Below are 16,408 nucleotides of genomic sequence, written 5' to 3' on the forward strand. Positions count from 1 at the left end.
AATGGTTGATAAAGCTTATTACGGTAAAACTTGATTTAACCTTTCTCCATTTAGATAGGCCTTAATATTGTCGGCAGTAATATCAATAATACGTTGCTGCGCCTGTAAACTTGCCCAAGCAATATGGCCAGTAATGGCTAAATTAGGGATTGTAGAATCTAAAAGAATATGATCTTCTGGAGGCGGTTCTTGGTCTAAGACATCTAAAATTGCAAAGCCTAGCTGATTATTGATTAACGCAGTTTTTAGTGCGGCATTATCAATTAACCCGCCTCGGGCGGTGTTAATTAAAATCGCAGTTGGCTTGATTAACGCTAATCGTTGTTGGTTAATTAGGTGTTCTGTCGCAGGCGTTAACGGGCAATGCAAAGAGATGATATCAGCCGTTTGCAGCATTTGTTCAAAAGTAACTCGACCATCGCGAATAGGCTCAGCGTTAGGTTGTTCTGAAATAACTACCGACATACCAAACGCTTTTGCGATTGTCGCAACATGTTGACCAATATGGCCATACCCTAAAATGCCGATAGATTTGCCGGCAAGTTCATTAATCGGTTTGTCTAATAAACAAAAGCTCGGGCTTTTCGACCAGTTACCTTGTTTAACTAAGTTGTTGTGATGGGAAATATCCTGAAATATCGCTAGCAGCTGCGAAAAGATATATTGAGCGACAGCAGGTCCTGCGTAATTACTGGCATTACATACTTGAATGTTGTTAGCGGTTGCCGCTGTTAGCTCAATATTATTGGTGCCGGTAGCCGTCACACATATAAGCTTTAATTTAGGTAAGGCCTGAATAATCTCTTTGGTAATTAATATCTTATTGGTAATAATAATCTCAGCATCTTTTGCTCGAGCGATAACTTCGCTGGCATCGGTAAATGCATAGCAGGTCATCTGTTGATCAACGGTGGTATTTATCGAGGAGAAGTTAACCTCTGCACTAAAAGTGCCTGCATCAAGAAAAACAGCGTTCATAGGCAGCATCTAATTATATTGCTAAATTTGCCAAAGCTTATCGACAAACGTTAATTGGCTCAAGTACGCTGGTTAACATAATTTTTACGATGTAATGAATAGTTTTCTTGGCTGCATACTCGTATAGTAAATACGTTTAAAAATTTTCCAGCGGTGTTGGTGACTTGTTTTACTCCATACCCAAATAAAACATAAAGAGAATAATTAACAATGAAATACAATAAATTATTAACAGCAATGTTAATTTCTGGGGCGTTATGGGGCTGTAATTCTTCGACAGAAACTAACGCTCAGGCAGAGCCGCAATCTCAAGCTGTGGCACAAGTAGAAGCTGTTGCAGATAATGCCGCCGACGTTCAAGCGGCGAAAGAATTACTTTTAGCTGAGTGGACTGGGCCTTTTGAAGGCGTTCCTGCATTTGATAAAGTTAGTTTAATTGGCTTAAAACCTGCGCTTGAAGAAGCAATGGCAATGAATTTAGCTGAAATCGAGGCAATTGCGGCAAATGAAGCGCCAGCTACTTTTGAAAATACCATAGTTGAAATGGAACGTGCAGGTCAGCCGTTAAGTCGTATTTTCACTTACTGGGGTATTTGGAGTGCTAACCGCTCTTCGCCAGAATTTAGAGCGATTCAAGGTGAAATGGCGCCTAAGCTATCGGCATTCTTTTCGAAAATTAATCAAAATGAACAATTATTTGCGCGTGTTTCGGCAGTTTATAAAGGTGAGGAATACAAAACCTTACGTAGCGATCAGCAACGTTTAGTATGGTTAACCTACAATGGCTTTGCTCGCAATGGTGCAACGCTAGAAGGTGAAAAGAAAAAACGTTACGCTGAAATTAATCAGCGTTTAGCTGAGCTTCACACTAAATTTGCCAATAACGTTTTAGCTGATGAAGAAAACTATGTACTTTATTTAGATAAAAACCAGTTAGGTGGGTTAACTGAGTCAATTATCAATGCTGCGGCATCTGCTGCAAAAGAACGTGATCATGAAGGTCAATATGCCATTACTAACACGCGTTCGTCGATGGATCCTTTCTTAACGTATTCTACCGAACGTGATTTACGTAAAACGGTTTGGGAAACTTACTATAACCGGGGTGATAACGGTGACGAGTTCGACAACAATGAGTTAATCAAAGAAATTTTAACCCTACGTCACGAGCGAGTTGGTTTATTGGGTTATAAAAATTACGCGTCTTGGCGTTTAGAAGATCGTATGGCGAAAAAGCCAGAAAATGCCATCGCATTAATGGAAAAAGTATGGCCAGCAGCCATTGCTCGTGTTGACGAAGAAGTTGCTGACATGATGGAGCTTGCTAAGCTTGACGGTGTTAAAGAATTCCAACCGTGGGATTACCGTTATTATGCTGAAAAAGTACGTATGGAAAAATACGCCCTTGATTCAAACGAAGTGAAAAACTACCTGCAATTAGATAATTTACGCGAAGCGATGTTTTATGTTGCGGGCCGTTTATTTAACTTTAACTTTGCCGAAATCACTGATGGCTCAGTGCCAGTATTCCAAGAAGATGTGCGTGTTTGGGAAGTGACTGATAAAACCAGCGGTGAACATATTGGTTTATGGTATTTAGATCCATTTGCCCGTAAAGGTAAGCGCAGTGGTGCGTGGGCTACAAGTTACCGCAGCCACACGACCTTTGATGGCAAAACTAATGTCTTATCATCAAACAACTCTAACTTTATTAAAGGCCAAGATGGTGAGCCAACGCTGATCTCTTGGGATGATGCCGAAACTTACTTCCATGAATTTGGCCATGCCTTACATTCATTATCGTCAAAAGTGGTTTACCCTACGTTAAACGGTGGTGTGCGTGATTACACTGAGTTCCAGTCACAACTACTAGAGCGCTGGTTAACTACCGATGAAGTTATTGATAACTATTTAGTTCATTATAAAACCGGCAAGCCAATGCCTGCGGAATTAGTGGCGAAAATTAAGCAAGCGGCAACTTTCAATGAAGGCTTTAAAACGACAGAATATTTAGCGTCAGCACTTATTGATATGAAACTTCACACCACAGATCCTGCAGGTATTGACCCAGATAAATTTGAACGTGAAGAGCTGGCAAAATTGCATATGCCATCGTCAATTGTTATGCGTCACCGTACGCCACACTTTGGTCATGTCTTTAGTGGTGAAGGCTACTCAGCGGCATACTACGGTTATATGTGGGCAGAAGTGTTAACTTCTGACGCTGCTGAAGCGTTCGAAGAAGCTGAAGGCGGTTATTATGATCCTGTCGTTGCGAAAAAATTAGTCGATCACTTATTTAGTGTTCGTAACGCTGTAGATCCAGCTGAAGCCTACCGTGCATTCCGTGGTCGTGACGCTGTGGTTGACGCCTTAATGCGTGATCGTGGCTTTCCTGTAAAAAAATAAGACTAAACTAGTCTTTAACACAGTTAATGTATAAGTGATTTGAAGCCCGCTTTAGCGGGCTTTTTTATCAGTGAAGTTATGTAGGGTGAATATGCAAATTAGCAATTCTGAGCGCTTAAGTTACCGTTTACTTGGTCAGCAAGATGAGGCGTTGTTTTTTGATTTAGATAGCGATCCTGAAGTTATGCGCTTTATTAATGGCGGTAAAACTCCAACCATAGATGAAATTCGCCAAGTGTCGTTACCGCGCTTAGCTAAATATACTAATGCCGAACAAGGTTGGGGCATGTGGGGCGTATTTCTTGAGCCTAGCAAAGAGTTTATTGGTTGGGTGTTAGTGCGACCTATGAACTTTTTTAGTGATAAACCCAATTATGGTGAGTTGGAAATAGGCTGGCGCTTAATGCGTAAAACGTGGGGCAAAGGGTATGCGACTGAAGCTGCACAGCAAGTTGTTAATGCGTTGCGTGAACATAAGGCGGCACCGCTGTTGGCAGCAACGGCAATTACAGAAAATATTGGCTCGATTAACGTGATGGAAAAACTGGGTATGCATCTGGTAAAACATTACGTGCACGCCGCTGAGCATGGCGAAGTTGACGCGGTTTATTATAGAATGTCACTCGCTAAAGATGAATAGCGGTTGAGTAAGCTGATTTGAATAGGCTATGTTTAAAAAGGTAGCGTTGTTGTTAAATCAGCACTAAAGATTATTTAGTTAAAATACAAACGAGTTAAATCAGGTTAATTATGCAAAATCAATTAGATGCTAAATATTGCTTATCAATTTTTAATAAAGTGATGAGCTGTGGCGAATCGACGCAACGTAATGACAGCAATAAAGTTTGTTGGCAGGGCTTACAAGCTTGGACTGATTTTGATGGATATACCTGTTATTTGCAGTTTAATGACGTCACCGTCACTTTAATGTTTCATGGTAAATACGCGGTAGAAAGTCCTAATGATGAGGCATGGCAAGCGTTTATCAAAAAACTTCAGCAAGTTTCTACTAAGCTTTAATCGATATTTTTATTAAATTGATTTTGGGCTAATCAATAGGTAGTGCGATTTCATCAATTGCTTCAGTAATCAGCTCTAAGCGCTTGGCAACGGCAATTTGAGCATCATCAAGCCCTGGTTATAAAAATGCGGGCCAAACTTTTCAATAATAAAGTCGGTCAGAAATTCTGCATCGAACTCTCCTAACTCAATCGTTAATTCATCCGCTAGATAATCAGTTAGCAGCGTGGTTAAGCGCTGTTTTTGCTCTTTGGTCATTGATTGCATGATGCGTGTTCCTAAAATCAAAAGCGACACTATAACCGATTTAGTAATACCAATTGAATTAAGTATTTGATCATTCAGCGAGAATTAAACGGTTTATAGGCACAGGTTTTATGCTCCTGCAAAACCTAAGCACCTACATCCATGTAGGCGTGGCTTTGATTGCAGGTAATGGTTATTCCCTTATCAAAATCCGTAACGAAGGTTATAAGCCGTTTAAACTCGCCCTTCGGGAGCTCGTCAGGTAAGTGATAACTTTACAAATTGCCTTGATGGAGAATGACTACACCGGCATCAATTTGCTTTGTTCTAACTTCCCTGACGTAGCTCTGAACTGACTAAATATTTAATAAAATTGGTATAATACAGTGACTGGTGGAATGTACGCTTAAAAGTGAACGCCTAAATATGCACAGGTAATTCCCCTTAGTTATAACGATCGTTAATAAGTAATATAAAAGTTTTAATTATAAGTTAGATATTTTGGTTATAAGTATTTAGAATGACGCCACAATTTGTTTATTGCCGAACTGGCTTTCGATGTTTCGACAGTTAATCGGCAAGATACTGAGAATATTCCAAAGAATTAGAAGTACTACTATGTTGTCTCTTACCGATATAAAGCCACAAGCGAATGAAATCTACCTTGATAACAATGCCACAACGCCAGTACTGCCGCAGGCAGCTGAAGCCGCGATGCATACCATGCAAATGTGTTATGGCAACCCTAGTAGTAGTCACATTACTGGCATTAAAGCGAAATATATTCTAGAAACTACACGTAGTTTAGTGAGAAAGGTTATTGGTGCGAGCACAGGGGCAATTACCTTTACCAGTGGCGCAACCGAAGGTATTCAAACGGCAATTATCTCAGCATTGCAAGCAGCCAAAGATAAAGGCATTAATAGTGAAAAACCGCTAATGCTATATGGTGCAACAGAGCATAAAGCGGTACCGGAAACATTAAAGCATTGGAACAAAATGCTGGGCATTCATGGTGATGTAGTTGCTATTCCTGTTGATGAAAATGGTATTTTAGATATCGACTTTATTCGTCAGCACGCAAAAGATGCCATCATTATTTGCACTATGGCGGCCAATAATGAAACCGGTGTATATCAAGACTTAGCATTGCTAGAAAAAGCGATTCGAGAAAATAACCCTAAGGCATTATGGATGGTAGATTGTGTGCAGGCTCTAGGTAAAATTGAGTTGAATATTGCACAAACAACCATAGATTATGCGCCATTTAGCGGCCATAAACTTTATGCGCCGAAAGGCATTGGTGTGCTGTATGTGCGTGAAGGTGCGCCGTTTACGCCATTTATCGCAGGTGGCGGACAAGAAAGTGGATTACGATCAGGCACTGAAAATTTACCGGGTATTGCCGCATTACAGGCGGTATTAACGCTACTTGATGACCCGAATGATGATACCTTTAAACCATCAGAAACCTTGTTCGCTTATCGTCAGCAATTAGTGGAAACCTTAACTGAAGTATTCCCTGATATTATTTTTAATCATGATCTGAATTGTTCATTGCCAACAACACTGAATTTTTCAGTGAGAGGTCTTTCTAGCAAAGATATTATGGACTTATTCGATGCCGCGCGTATTCGTGTCAGTTCTGGCTCTGCATGTTCGTCAAAAGTTACCGGTAGTTTTGTGCTCGATGCTATGGGGAAAGAGAAGTGGCAAAGTGAGTCGGCAATCCGTTTATCATTTGGCCCTGCTACTAAACAATGTGAAATTGATCAAGCTTGTAAAGCTATTAAACAAGCGGTTGAAGCGTTAAAGCATAGCTGCCTGATTTTGTCTGATACCGATGATATCAGCGAGTTTGGTGTCGATGGCTTACAGCAATGGGTTTACGATCAGCAATGTACTTGGTGTTATGTTGATAAAGCCAATAAGCAATGCGTGCTGATTGATGCCACACCTGAGTTAGTAAATAAATTTGAGCGCTTAGTTCGTTGCCAAAACTATCAGGTGGTGGCGGTGTTAGAGTCTCATCACCACACTCAGCAAGTGCTTAATACCGAAATGATCCGAGAATTATTGCCAGAGCATATGGCTGAAGGTGAATTTGGCGTACTGGGCTGGCCTGAAAGTGCCGAGATAATAACGCTTGAAAATGATGTATCGGTACAAGCAATCACTGTGGGCAATAAAGTATTGGCAAAAATGCCGCTGCCTGGTCATACGGCAAATAGCGTTGCTTACCTGTTAGGGCAAACGCATAACGGTAAGTTATTAAAAGCCGATATTGAATATGCCTTTACTGGTGATAGCATTCAAATTGGCGGCTTAGGTAGAACCGATGGTCAATCCAGTGATGCCGCAGCGCTTTATCACTCACTGCAATTTTTAGCGCAAGTGATAGCTGATGAAACCTTGATTTGTCCTAGCCATGATTATCAAACGCTGTTCAGCACAAGCTTGGCAATGGAGCGTAAAACTAACGCCTTATTTGCTAAAGTTTTATCGGGTGAATTAACCGTTGAGCAGTTTGCTCAGCAAAAATCTCAGATAGATCAGCAATTACCTGCCACCGACTGTCATAGTTATTGTGGAAGTATTGCTATTGAACAAAACCAAATTGGCCATCTCGTGCCAAGTGAGCTTAGCAAGTATGTTGCCGAGCACCCTAATGCGGTGGTGGTTGATGTACGAGAACCACATGAATTTGAGGCCTACCCAAATGCCTATGTGGCTGGTAAAAAGCCAGTGAATGTGCCATTGACTCAAATTACCCATTTTGTCCATAGCAATCGACATAACAAGGCAAATGATGAATTTATCTGTATTTGTCGCAGTGGCAGTCGCAGTGATGCAGCGGCAAAAACCTTAAAGCGCAATGGCTTTGCTAATGTCTATCATGTGCCCGGTGGCTTTGCTCTGCTGGATTAAATCCTGACATCGATTAAATAATTAGGCCGCAACTCCAGCGGCTTTTTTGTTGGTAAAATTGCTACTATAGCAATATTTAATTGGTATAAAGTAAGTGCAACCTTACGTAACATTATGGCTAGTTACTCTTGAAGAACTTTCTAAAACAGTTATGGCATACCGATTGTGCTTTTTGTCGAAGAGCACGTTATCTGCTGTTATGGCTTATACTGATGCTGGTAGCAGATTACTTTTTCTTTCATTTAATTTTCTAGGAGCACGCAACATGGGCTTAAAGTGGACTGATTCGCTGGAAATAGCACTAGATTTAATTGAACAGCATCCTGATGTCGATCCTCGCCAGTTACATTTTCCGGAGTTGATGCAATGGGTCATGGCGTTAGAGCGATTTGATGATGATCCTAACCATTGTGGTGAGCGAGTATTAGAGGCTATTCAGCTGGCTTGGATGGACGAAGCAGACTAATTTTCTCGACTAACTAGTCAAATAATTTCTTCCAAGGGCAATGGTCGGCTTTTTTGTCGCAGTCTCTTCATCTATACTGACAACCAATTTCGCCAATTCGATTGAAAAATAATCACTTAGTTAACGTCATAAGTTAGTTCATGACTTACCTTATGACTTAACTTGTGCGTTATCTTATACATAAAGAGCATTATGACTAAAGATAAAAACCGTCCGCTATATATTCCTTATGCAGGCCCAAGTTTACTTGAAGCACCGCTGTTAAATAAAGGCAGTGCCTTTAGTAAAGAAGAGCGCGCAATGTTTAACCTAACAGGGTTAATTCCGCCAAGCTATGAAACGATTGAAGAGCAGGTTGAACGTTGTTACCAGCAATTTAGCAGCTTTCGCACTAACTTAAATAAGCATATTTACTTACGTAATATTCAAGATAATAACGAAACCTTGTACTACCGGTTGGTACAAGAGCACATTGAAGAAATGATGCCGATTATTTATACACCAACTGTTGGTGATGCTTGTGAACGTTTCTCAGATATTTATCGCAGTAATCGTGGATTATTTATCAGTTATGATGAGCGCGATCAGCTAGATGATATTTTACGTAATGCCACCAAAAACAAGGTTAAAGTGATAGTCGTTACCGACGGTGAACGAATTCTCGGCCTTGGCGATCAAGGTATTGGCGGTATGGGCATTCCAATTGGAAAATTAGCATTATATACCGCCTGTGGTGGTATTAGCCCAGCGTACTGCTTACCTATTACTTTGGATGTTGGTACCAATAACGAGAAGTTATTAAATGATCCTATGTATATGGGCTCGCGTCGTAAACGTATTGGACAGGCGGAATATAACGAGTTTGTTGATATGTTTATTACTGCGGTTAAGAGTCGCTGGCCGCATGTCATGTTGCAATTTGAAGATTTTGCTCAACCTAATGCCATGCCGTTACTGGAAAAATATCGAGATAAAATTTGCTGTTTCAATGACGATATTCAAGGGACAGCGTCGGTTACTGTCGGTACTTTGTTAGCTGCATGTCGTACGAAAGGCGTTAAGCTTTCTGATCAAAAAGTCACCTTTGTTGGTGCAGGATCTGCAGGATGCGGAATTGCCGAACAAATTATTACCCAAATGATCAGTGAAGGTGCAAGCCCTGAGCAAGCGCGTAGCCAAATTTATATGGTTGACCGTTTTGGCTTATTAACCCAAGGCATGGAAGGGCTTAGAGATTTTCAGCAAAAACTGATGCAGCCTAAAGACCGCTTAGCTAGTTGGGATATTGAAGGTGAATACGCTAGCTTGCTTGAAGTAATGCATAATGCCAAACCTGATGTATTAATTGGCGTTTCAGGTCAAGCCGGGTTATTTACTGAAGAAGTTATTCGCGCTATGCACCAGCATTGCTCTGCGCCGATTATCTTCCCGCTGAGTAATCCATCACGCCAAGTTGAAGCAACACCAGAGCAAGTGATTACTTGGACAGAAGGCCAAGCGGTAGTTGCTACAGGTAGTCCGTTTGAACCAGTAGAATATCAAGGCAAGCTTTACCCAATCGCCCAATGTAACAACAGTTATATTTTCCCTGGATTAGGCCTAGGTGTAGTTGCCGCAAATATTAATCGCATTACCGACGAAATGTTAATGGTGGCAAGTGAAACGTTAGCTGAAGCATCGCCTCGTGCCAACAAAGGCGAAGGGGATTTATTACCGCCAATCACTGAAATTGCAGCATTGAGTAAAAAAATTGCCTTTGCTGTGGCGAAAGTGGCTTATGAACAAGGCTTAGCGTTAGAAATTCCTGACGATATGTTAATTGCTAAAATTGATCGGAATTTCTGGCAGCCAGCTTATCGCCAGTATCGACGTATTAGCATCTAGTCATTTATTCACGCTAGTTGCTAGGACGATAACATGCATGTGACCTAATGCTTATTGGATAAACAAGACATTAGGTTTCATGCTGATTTTATTTCACTTGCTAGGGTCTGTTGATCTTTCAGTTTATAACGCTGTTGTTTTTGAAAAAGCGGTCAATCACGGCGCTTAATATAAAGTTTGGTTGTTCCAAATGCATATTAAGCAACAAAGAGTGACGCTTTTTCAAAACAACCCGAAGGGCGATGGCTAATTTTCAACCTAACTGCGTTGAAAATCGTTAATGTAGAATAACTACATTACACTCTGTTCGCCTTGTCATCTTAAAAATTAGCCTATAGAAGAGACTAAAATGAAAGATCAACAGACCCTAAGTTTCAGAATATGATTAGTGTTTTGATCTGACTTAGTCTATAATCGCGCCAAAATTTTACCCCTATTTATTAATTTAATACTTTAAGAGGCTTTATAATGGCTATCGAACGTACTTTTTCTATCGTTAAACCAGATGCAGTTGCTAAAAATGTTATCGGTCAAATCTACAACCGTTTTGAAACAGCTGGTTTAAAAATCATTGCTTCTAAAATGCTTCACTTATCAAAAGAGCAAGCTGAAGGTTTCTACGCTGAGCACAGCGAGCGTCCTTTCTTCGGTGCTTTAGTTGAATTCATGACTTCTGGTCCAGTAATGGTTCAAGTTTTAGAAGGCGAAGGTGCTGTTCTTAAAAACCGTGAAATCATGGGTGCAACTAACCCAGCTGAAGCTTTAGCAGGTACTTTACGTGCAGACTACGCAAACTCTATCGATGAGAACGCAGTTCACGGTTCAGACGCTTTAGAATCAGCGGCTCGTGAAATTGCTTACTTCTTTACTGAAGAAGAAATTTGCCCACGCACTCGCTAATTCACATTTAATCTTCACTATTATAGAGATTTCGTTGTCGAGAATGCTCACGTATATTGATACGCTGCGCGTTATCTTCTAGAACTCTCAACAATAGCTTTGATTAAAAAATGAATTACCAAAAAGGGTTTTACTGAATATTCGGTAAAATCCTTTTGCTTTATTCAAACTTAGGTAAAAAATTTAAACCTAATGTAAAAAGCGGTTAGTGATAAGGGTTTTCGATGATAGAGCCTTTATCACTAATCAAGCTTTAAATTGTCTCTTTTGCTTAAAAAGTGTACAATTTGCGCCCTTTAATTTTTGTTTGCTGTTTAGAGAATTCGATTTATGACTGAAGTGGTTAATCCAGTTGAAAAAACTACATCTAAAGTAAATTTACTTAACTTTGATCATCAAGGCTTACGTGAATTTTTCGCCTCTATTGGTGAAAAGCCGTTTCGTGCCGATCAAGTCATGAAGTGGATGTACCATTTTGGTTATGACGACTTTGAACAAATGACCAACCTTAACAAAAAGTTACGTGAGAAGTTGGCCAGAAATTGCGAGATTAAAGCGCCTGAAATTTCACAGAAGCAAGTTTCAAGTGATGGCACCATTAAATACGCCTTGAAATTAGAAGGCGGTCAGGAAGTGGAAACGGTGTGGATCCCTGAAAATAACCGAGCAACACTTTGTGTATCGTCACAAGTAGGCTGTGCCTTGGAATGTAGCTTTTGTTCAACAGCGCAACAAGGCTTTAACCGTAACTTATCGGTAGCTGAAATCATTGGTCAGGTTTGGCGTGTCGCTAATGATATCGGCGCAACGCGCATTGCAGGTACTCGTCCCATTACCAACATCGTAATGATGGGCATGGGTGAGCCCCTGTTAAATATGAAAAACTTAATCCCTGCACTTGATAATATGCTTAACGATTTAGGTTATGGCTTATCTAAACGTCGAGTGACGGTTAGTACTTCTGGCGTGGTTCCTGCGCTTGATATGCTTAAAGAAAAAATAGACTGTGCGTTGGCAATCTCGGTACATGCGCCAACTAATGCGCTACGTGATGAGTTAGTACCAATTAATAAAAAGTATCCGTTGGAAGAATTTTTAGCGGCATCACTCCGTTACATTGATGGTTCAAAAGCGCAGAAAGCGGTGACGGTTGAATACGTTATGATTGATCATGTTAATGACAGCACAGATCAAGCCCATGAATTGGCGCATGCGTTAAAAGATACACCAAGTAAAATTAACCTGATTCCATTTAACCCTTACCCAGGATCACCGTATAAGCGTTCAAGTAATTCTCGTATCGATCGTTTTGATAAAGTCTTACAAAGCTATGGTTTTACTGTGATTACCCGCCGAACTCGTGGTGATGATATTGATGCCGCCTGTGGTCAACTTGCTGGTGATGTTTTAGATCGTACTAAACGCACTGCAACTATTGCTGCAAAAAAACAGGTGAAAAGTGACGAAATTTCAGTAAAAATGGTGTAATCAATAATGTTAACCTGTAGATTGAATGGCTTAGAACAAAGCTGAAACACTTTGCAGGTTAATTTACAAAGTGAACAGTTCATGTTGGCTCTACAAATAGGAGTTAACGCTTCATCATTATTACAACAATAACGATCAATATACATTATGGTTAAAGCGCTAAAACTTATTGCATTATCTGTGTCAGTGGCTTCATTGTCAGCGTGTGTAACGCAAAACTATGAAAACTCAAATACGCCAGTAATTCAAAATGACACCAGCAATACAGAAATTGCAATGACCCGTATTTCGTTAGGCTTGGGCTACCTGAAAATGGGCAATACCACTCAAGCTAAGTTGAATCTCGAAAAAGCTAAGCGTTTTTCGCCTAATCTTGTTCAAGTTTACACCGCATTTGCTCATTACTATGAAACAGTCGGTGAAGATGAGTTAACCATTGCTTCTTATGAAAAAGCACTTTCGTTAAAGCCTGATGATGCAGACACCCTGAATAATTATGGGGTATTTCTGTGTCGAAAAGATAAATTGCCAGAAGCAGAAAAACAGTTTTTAAAAGCGATTGCTGTACCCAGCTATTTATTGGTTTCTCAAAGTTATGAAAACTTGGCGTTATGTCAGCTTAAAGCGCCTAATTTTGAAAAAGCACAAACTTATTTAGAAAAAGCCATTGATCATAATCCTTCGAGCGCTCCTACTTTGTATCAAATGATGCGCTTACAATATGCTCAAAGTAATTATCAACAAGCGCTGGCATATAGTAAGCGCTTTGAGAAAGCTACGCGTCGCTTTACGCCAGAATCGTTAGCGTTAAGCTTTAAAATTAATCAAAAGCTTGATAATCGTAAAATTGCTAAAAATTATGGCACTATGCTGGTCAATATGTTTCCAGAGTCATGGCAAGCGAAACAATATTTACTTAATGATTTAGCAGAAATAGAAGCAGACGAATTAGCTGAAAAATATCAATTACTTAAGTTTAGTGCTAGCACAGGGCATGTTGCGAAAAAAGTAGTTGTGTTATCTGACCAAGATAAGCCGGCCTTAGCCATTAATCGTCGAAAAAACTCAATTAATACTGACAGTAGTCAATCAGCACAGTTAAAAACCGAGCAAGAGGCGGCAATAACAGCAGATGAAAATCAAGCGACTGTTACTAAAGCTCAAAAGAAAACGGTGGTATTAAAAGCTCCGCCGTTAACTGTTGCACCAATAGAGAATAATGAAGGTCGTGAAGATAGTACATTGCAAGTGGATGAATTTTCAGAAACAACTGTCGCTAACGAAACAAAAGCAAATGAACAGTTAAGTACGGAAACGGTAAAAACAACTAGCAATGAATTGTCTGAGCTGGAGGTTTCCCAGCAGTCAGTGGAAGAATTTGCAACGGAAATGGCTGAAGAAAGCGAGGATGCCAATCTAGATACGGTCGCCGAAACCACTGACGCGGCTGAACAATTAGTCAGTGAATTGACCGAGCAAGAATCAAACGTTAGCAAGGTAGATGAGTTTGGTTATGCCTCAATCGCTGGCGATAATAGTTTAGAGATAAACAGTGCCGATGACGACAACACTAATGAACACATGCTTAAAAACGATGGCGACAACACTGAACTGAACTCACCTGAAACACTAGTGGCTGAAAACAGTGAAGCACAGAGTATTGCTAAAGATATAGCAGAAGATACTTATCTTTCATTAGATGAACTCCCGCAGCACAAAGTCGTGGCGGGTGAGAATTTATTTACCATTTCTAAACGTTACAATATCCACTTGCGTAGCTTGCGCAAGTGGAATGGTTTAGATGAGCGCGCATTGATTAAAATAGGTGATACGGTGTATTTAGCCGATCCATCTGTTGTTCAACAAATTGAAGAGTAAAAGGCGAACATGAGTAAACACTCTGATGAGCTGACAGAAGATATTGAAGTTGTAGGCCCTGGCCAAATGCTGGCAGAGGCTAGAGTTAAGCTCGGTTTAAGTCAGAAAGAAGTCGCGGATAAATTAAATTTCCGCATGACCTTGGTTAATGATATCGAACAAGAAATATTTGATCAGTCGCTACCTGATACATTCAATCGGGGCTACCTGAAAAATTATGCAAAACTAGTCGGTATTACTGAACAAGATATTATCGCTAGCTATGAAATGCTTGGTGTGGCGGTACAGCAACGTACTGAAATGCAGAGCTTTTCAAAGGCCACCGAAAAAGAAGCGCAAAATAGCCGTTTAATGTGGCTGAGTTATTTTATTTTTGCAGGACTAGTGGCCTCTACCGTTTTTTACTACTGGCAAGATGCAGGGCTAAACGCTTCGACAGGTTCACCATCAGCGTCACCCGAAGCTCAAACGCTAGAGAACAAGAGCGAATTATCTGTTCAACAACAAGTGCCGTCAGATGTTACGCCGTCAACTGAAAATGACGAAAGTAGCGAAGGACTTTCATTCTCAGGCCCCAAAACAGCACAACAAAACACGGCATCATCAACTGCATCAGAGTTAAACGCTAGTGAGATGGAAGAGCTTGAGCAAACGGTAAATCAATCAATTGAAACCGAACTGGTTAACACTGCGCTTGAACATGAGCCTGAATCACTGGATGGTGCAGCTCAAAACCAAACACTCGTTGAAGCCTCCGCTATCTTTACTTTTGCTGGCGATTGTTGGGTAAATATTTATGATGGTGATGGCGAGCGAATTGCTTGGGGCATCAAAAAATCAGGCTATGTTATGGAACTTAAAGGTAAAGCGCCTTTCAAAGTCACCGTGGGTAAGCCTGAGCTTGTATCCATCGATTACAATGGTCAACCTGTTGATATGTCGAAATTTAATATTGGCAATATTGCTAAATTTACCTTACCAGAATTATCTGAATAGTTATTATGTCTATGTTTAAAGAATCTCCGATTATCCGACGTAAATCACGTCAAATTATGGTGGGTAACGTCCCGGTAGGTGGTGATGCACCCATTAGTGTGCAATCGATGACCAATACCTTAACCACCGATGTTGCTGCAACGGTAGCACAAATTAAATCACTTGAAGCAGTCGGCGCTGATATCGTTCGTGTTAGCGTACCGACAATGGATGCGGCTGAAGCATTTAAAGAGATTAAAAAGCAAGTGGATGTACCTTTGGTTACTGATATTCATTTTGACTACCGTATTGCATTAAAAGTAGCTGAATACGGCGCAGATTGTTTGCGAATTAACCCAGGAAATATTGGTAAAGAAGAGCGGGTTAGAGCGGTTGTTGAGTCTGCTCGAGATAAAGGTATTCCCATTCGCATCGGGGTAAATGGCGGCTCGCTAGAAAAAGACTTACAAGAAAAATACGGTGAACCAACGCCAGAAGCTTTACTTGAATCGGCGATGCGCCATGTTGAAATTCTTGACCGATTAAACTTTCATGACTTTAAAGTCAGTGTTAAAGCCTCTGATGTGTTTTTAGCCGTAGGGGCCTATCGTTTACTTGCCAAGCAAATTGATAACCCATTACATCTTGGTATTACTGAAGCGGGCGGTTTACGCTCGGGCTCAGTAAAATCGGCGATTGGTTTAGGTATGCTGCTTAATGAAGGTATTGGTGATACGCTACGCGTGTCGCTTGCCGCTGATCCGGTTGAAGAAATTAAAGTGGGTTTTGATATTTTAAAATCGCTGAAAATTCGCAGTCGTGGTATTAATTTTATTGCTTGCCCGAGTTGTTCCCGCCAAGAATTCGATGTGATCGGTACAGTGAACGCACTAGAGCAACGTGTTGAAGATATTTTAACGCCAATGGATGTATCGATCATCGGCTGTATTGTAAATGGCCCAGGTGAAGCAACAGTATCTGATTTAGGTTTAACCGGCAGCAGCAAAAAAAGTGGCTTTTATCTAGATGGCGTCCGTCAACGTGAACGCTTTGATAATGACGATTTAGTCAATCAATTAGAAGCTCGCATTCGCGCTAAAGCCAAATTAATGGATGCGGCCAATAAAATTGATGTCAAAGAAGTTGACTAAGCGAAATTAGCTTAGTTTACGTTTAACCTTTAAGCGCCTATAATGCGCCGTTGAATTTTTACTATTGTTTTTAAGAAAAGAGAGC

Annotated in this window: 13 protein-coding genes; 11 read left to right on the forward strand and 2 right to left on the reverse strand. The window is 40.5% G+C overall.

Going from position 1 to position 16,408, the window contains the following annotated elements; all coding sequences use genetic code 11:
* Positions 1 to 18 precede the first annotated feature (18 nt).
* On the reverse strand, positions 19 to 978 hold the full coding sequence (locus tag ACOB82_RS02745; RefSeq protein WP_448211411.1) for a D-2-hydroxyacid dehydrogenase: 960 nt from the start codon (positions 976 to 978) through the stop codon (positions 19 to 21).
* 210 nt (positions 979 to 1,188) lie between these two features.
* On the opposite strand from ACOB82_RS02745, the gene ACOB82_RS02750 reads away from it, so the two are divergent.
* The 3 genes from ACOB82_RS02750 to ACOB82_RS02760 all read left to right on the forward strand — a co-directional run bounded on the left by ACOB82_RS02750 (position 1,189) and on the right by ACOB82_RS02760 (position 4,407).
* Positions 1,189 to 3,387 (forward strand): M3 family metallopeptidase, encoded by a 2,199-nt coding sequence (locus ACOB82_RS02750; RefSeq protein ID WP_448211412.1) that lies wholly within the window; start codon positions 1,189 to 1,191, stop codon positions 3,385 to 3,387.
* A 91-nt stretch (positions 3,388 to 3,478) separates the two neighbouring features.
* Complete coding sequence (locus ACOB82_RS02755) at positions 3,479 to 4,027, forward strand: GNAT family N-acetyltransferase (protein ID WP_448211413.1); 549 nt, start codon at positions 3,479 to 3,481, stop codon at positions 4,025 to 4,027.
* Positions 4,028 to 4,137: 110 nt separating this feature from the next.
* A complete protein-coding gene (locus tag ACOB82_RS02760; RefSeq protein WP_448211414.1) occupies positions 4,138 to 4,407 on the forward strand; it encodes a DUF3081 family protein in 270 nt (89 codons plus the stop codon).
* 75 nt (positions 4,408 to 4,482) lie between these two features.
* Here ACOB82_RS02760 and ACOB82_RS02765 read toward each other — a convergent pair whose 3' ends face one another.
* Entirely contained in the window at positions 4,483 to 4,674 is a 192-nt protein-coding gene (locus ACOB82_RS02765) for a DUF2164 family protein (RefSeq protein WP_448211415.1), read from the reverse strand.
* Positions 4,675 to 5,271: 597 nt separating this feature from the next.
* Between ACOB82_RS02765 and ACOB82_RS02770 the strand changes: the two genes are divergently transcribed.
* The 8 genes from ACOB82_RS02770 (at position 5,272) to ispG (ending at position 16,323) form a co-directional block, all read left to right on the forward strand.
* A complete protein-coding gene (locus ACOB82_RS02770) occupies positions 5,272 to 7,581 on the forward strand; it encodes an aminotransferase class V-fold PLP-dependent enzyme (RefSeq protein WP_448211416.1) in 2,310 nt (769 codons plus the stop codon).
* Between the two features lie 265 nt (positions 7,582 to 7,846).
* Positions 7,847 to 8,047: a Fe-S cluster assembly protein IscX gene (gene iscX, locus ACOB82_RS02775; protein WP_448211417.1), complete on the forward strand. Its 201-nt coding sequence runs from the start codon at positions 7,847 to 7,849 to the stop codon at positions 8,045 to 8,047.
* A gap of 192 nt (positions 8,048 to 8,239) precedes the next feature.
* Positions 8,240 to 9,931, forward strand: coding sequence for an NAD-dependent malic enzyme (locus tag ACOB82_RS02780; RefSeq protein ID WP_448211418.1), 1,692 nt, complete (start codon positions 8,240 to 8,242; stop codon positions 9,929 to 9,931).
* A 468-nt stretch (positions 9,932 to 10,399) separates the two neighbouring features.
* Positions 10,400 to 10,831: a nucleoside-diphosphate kinase gene (gene ndk / locus ACOB82_RS02785; RefSeq protein ID WP_448211419.1), complete on the forward strand. Its 432-nt coding sequence runs from the start codon at positions 10,400 to 10,402 to the stop codon at positions 10,829 to 10,831.
* A 330-nt stretch (positions 10,832 to 11,161) separates the two neighbouring features.
* Complete coding sequence (locus ACOB82_RS02790; protein WP_448211420.1) at positions 11,162 to 12,319, forward strand: bifunctional tRNA (adenosine(37)-C2)-methyltransferase TrmG/ribosomal RNA large subunit methyltransferase RlmN; 1,158 nt, start codon at positions 11,162 to 11,164, stop codon at positions 12,317 to 12,319.
* Between the two features lie 147 nt (positions 12,320 to 12,466).
* The gene (gene pilW, locus ACOB82_RS02795; RefSeq protein ID WP_448211421.1) at positions 12,467 to 14,197 is read left to right on the forward strand and encodes a type IV pilus biogenesis/stability protein PilW; all 1,731 of its coding nucleotides are present in this window, start codon (positions 12,467 to 12,469) and stop codon (positions 14,195 to 14,197) included.
* A gap of 9 nt (positions 14,198 to 14,206) precedes the next feature.
* Complete coding sequence (locus ACOB82_RS02800) at positions 14,207 to 15,193, forward strand: RodZ domain-containing protein (RefSeq protein ID WP_448211422.1); 987 nt, start codon at positions 14,207 to 14,209, stop codon at positions 15,191 to 15,193.
* Between the two features lie 11 nt (positions 15,194 to 15,204).
* Positions 15,205 to 16,323: a flavodoxin-dependent (E)-4-hydroxy-3-methylbut-2-enyl-diphosphate synthase gene (gene ispG / locus ACOB82_RS02805; RefSeq protein WP_448211423.1), complete on the forward strand. Its 1,119-nt coding sequence runs from the start codon at positions 15,205 to 15,207 to the stop codon at positions 16,321 to 16,323.
* Positions 16,324 to 16,408 lie beyond the last annotated feature (85 nt).

The organism is Colwellia sp. MEBiC06753, assembly GCF_053470325.1.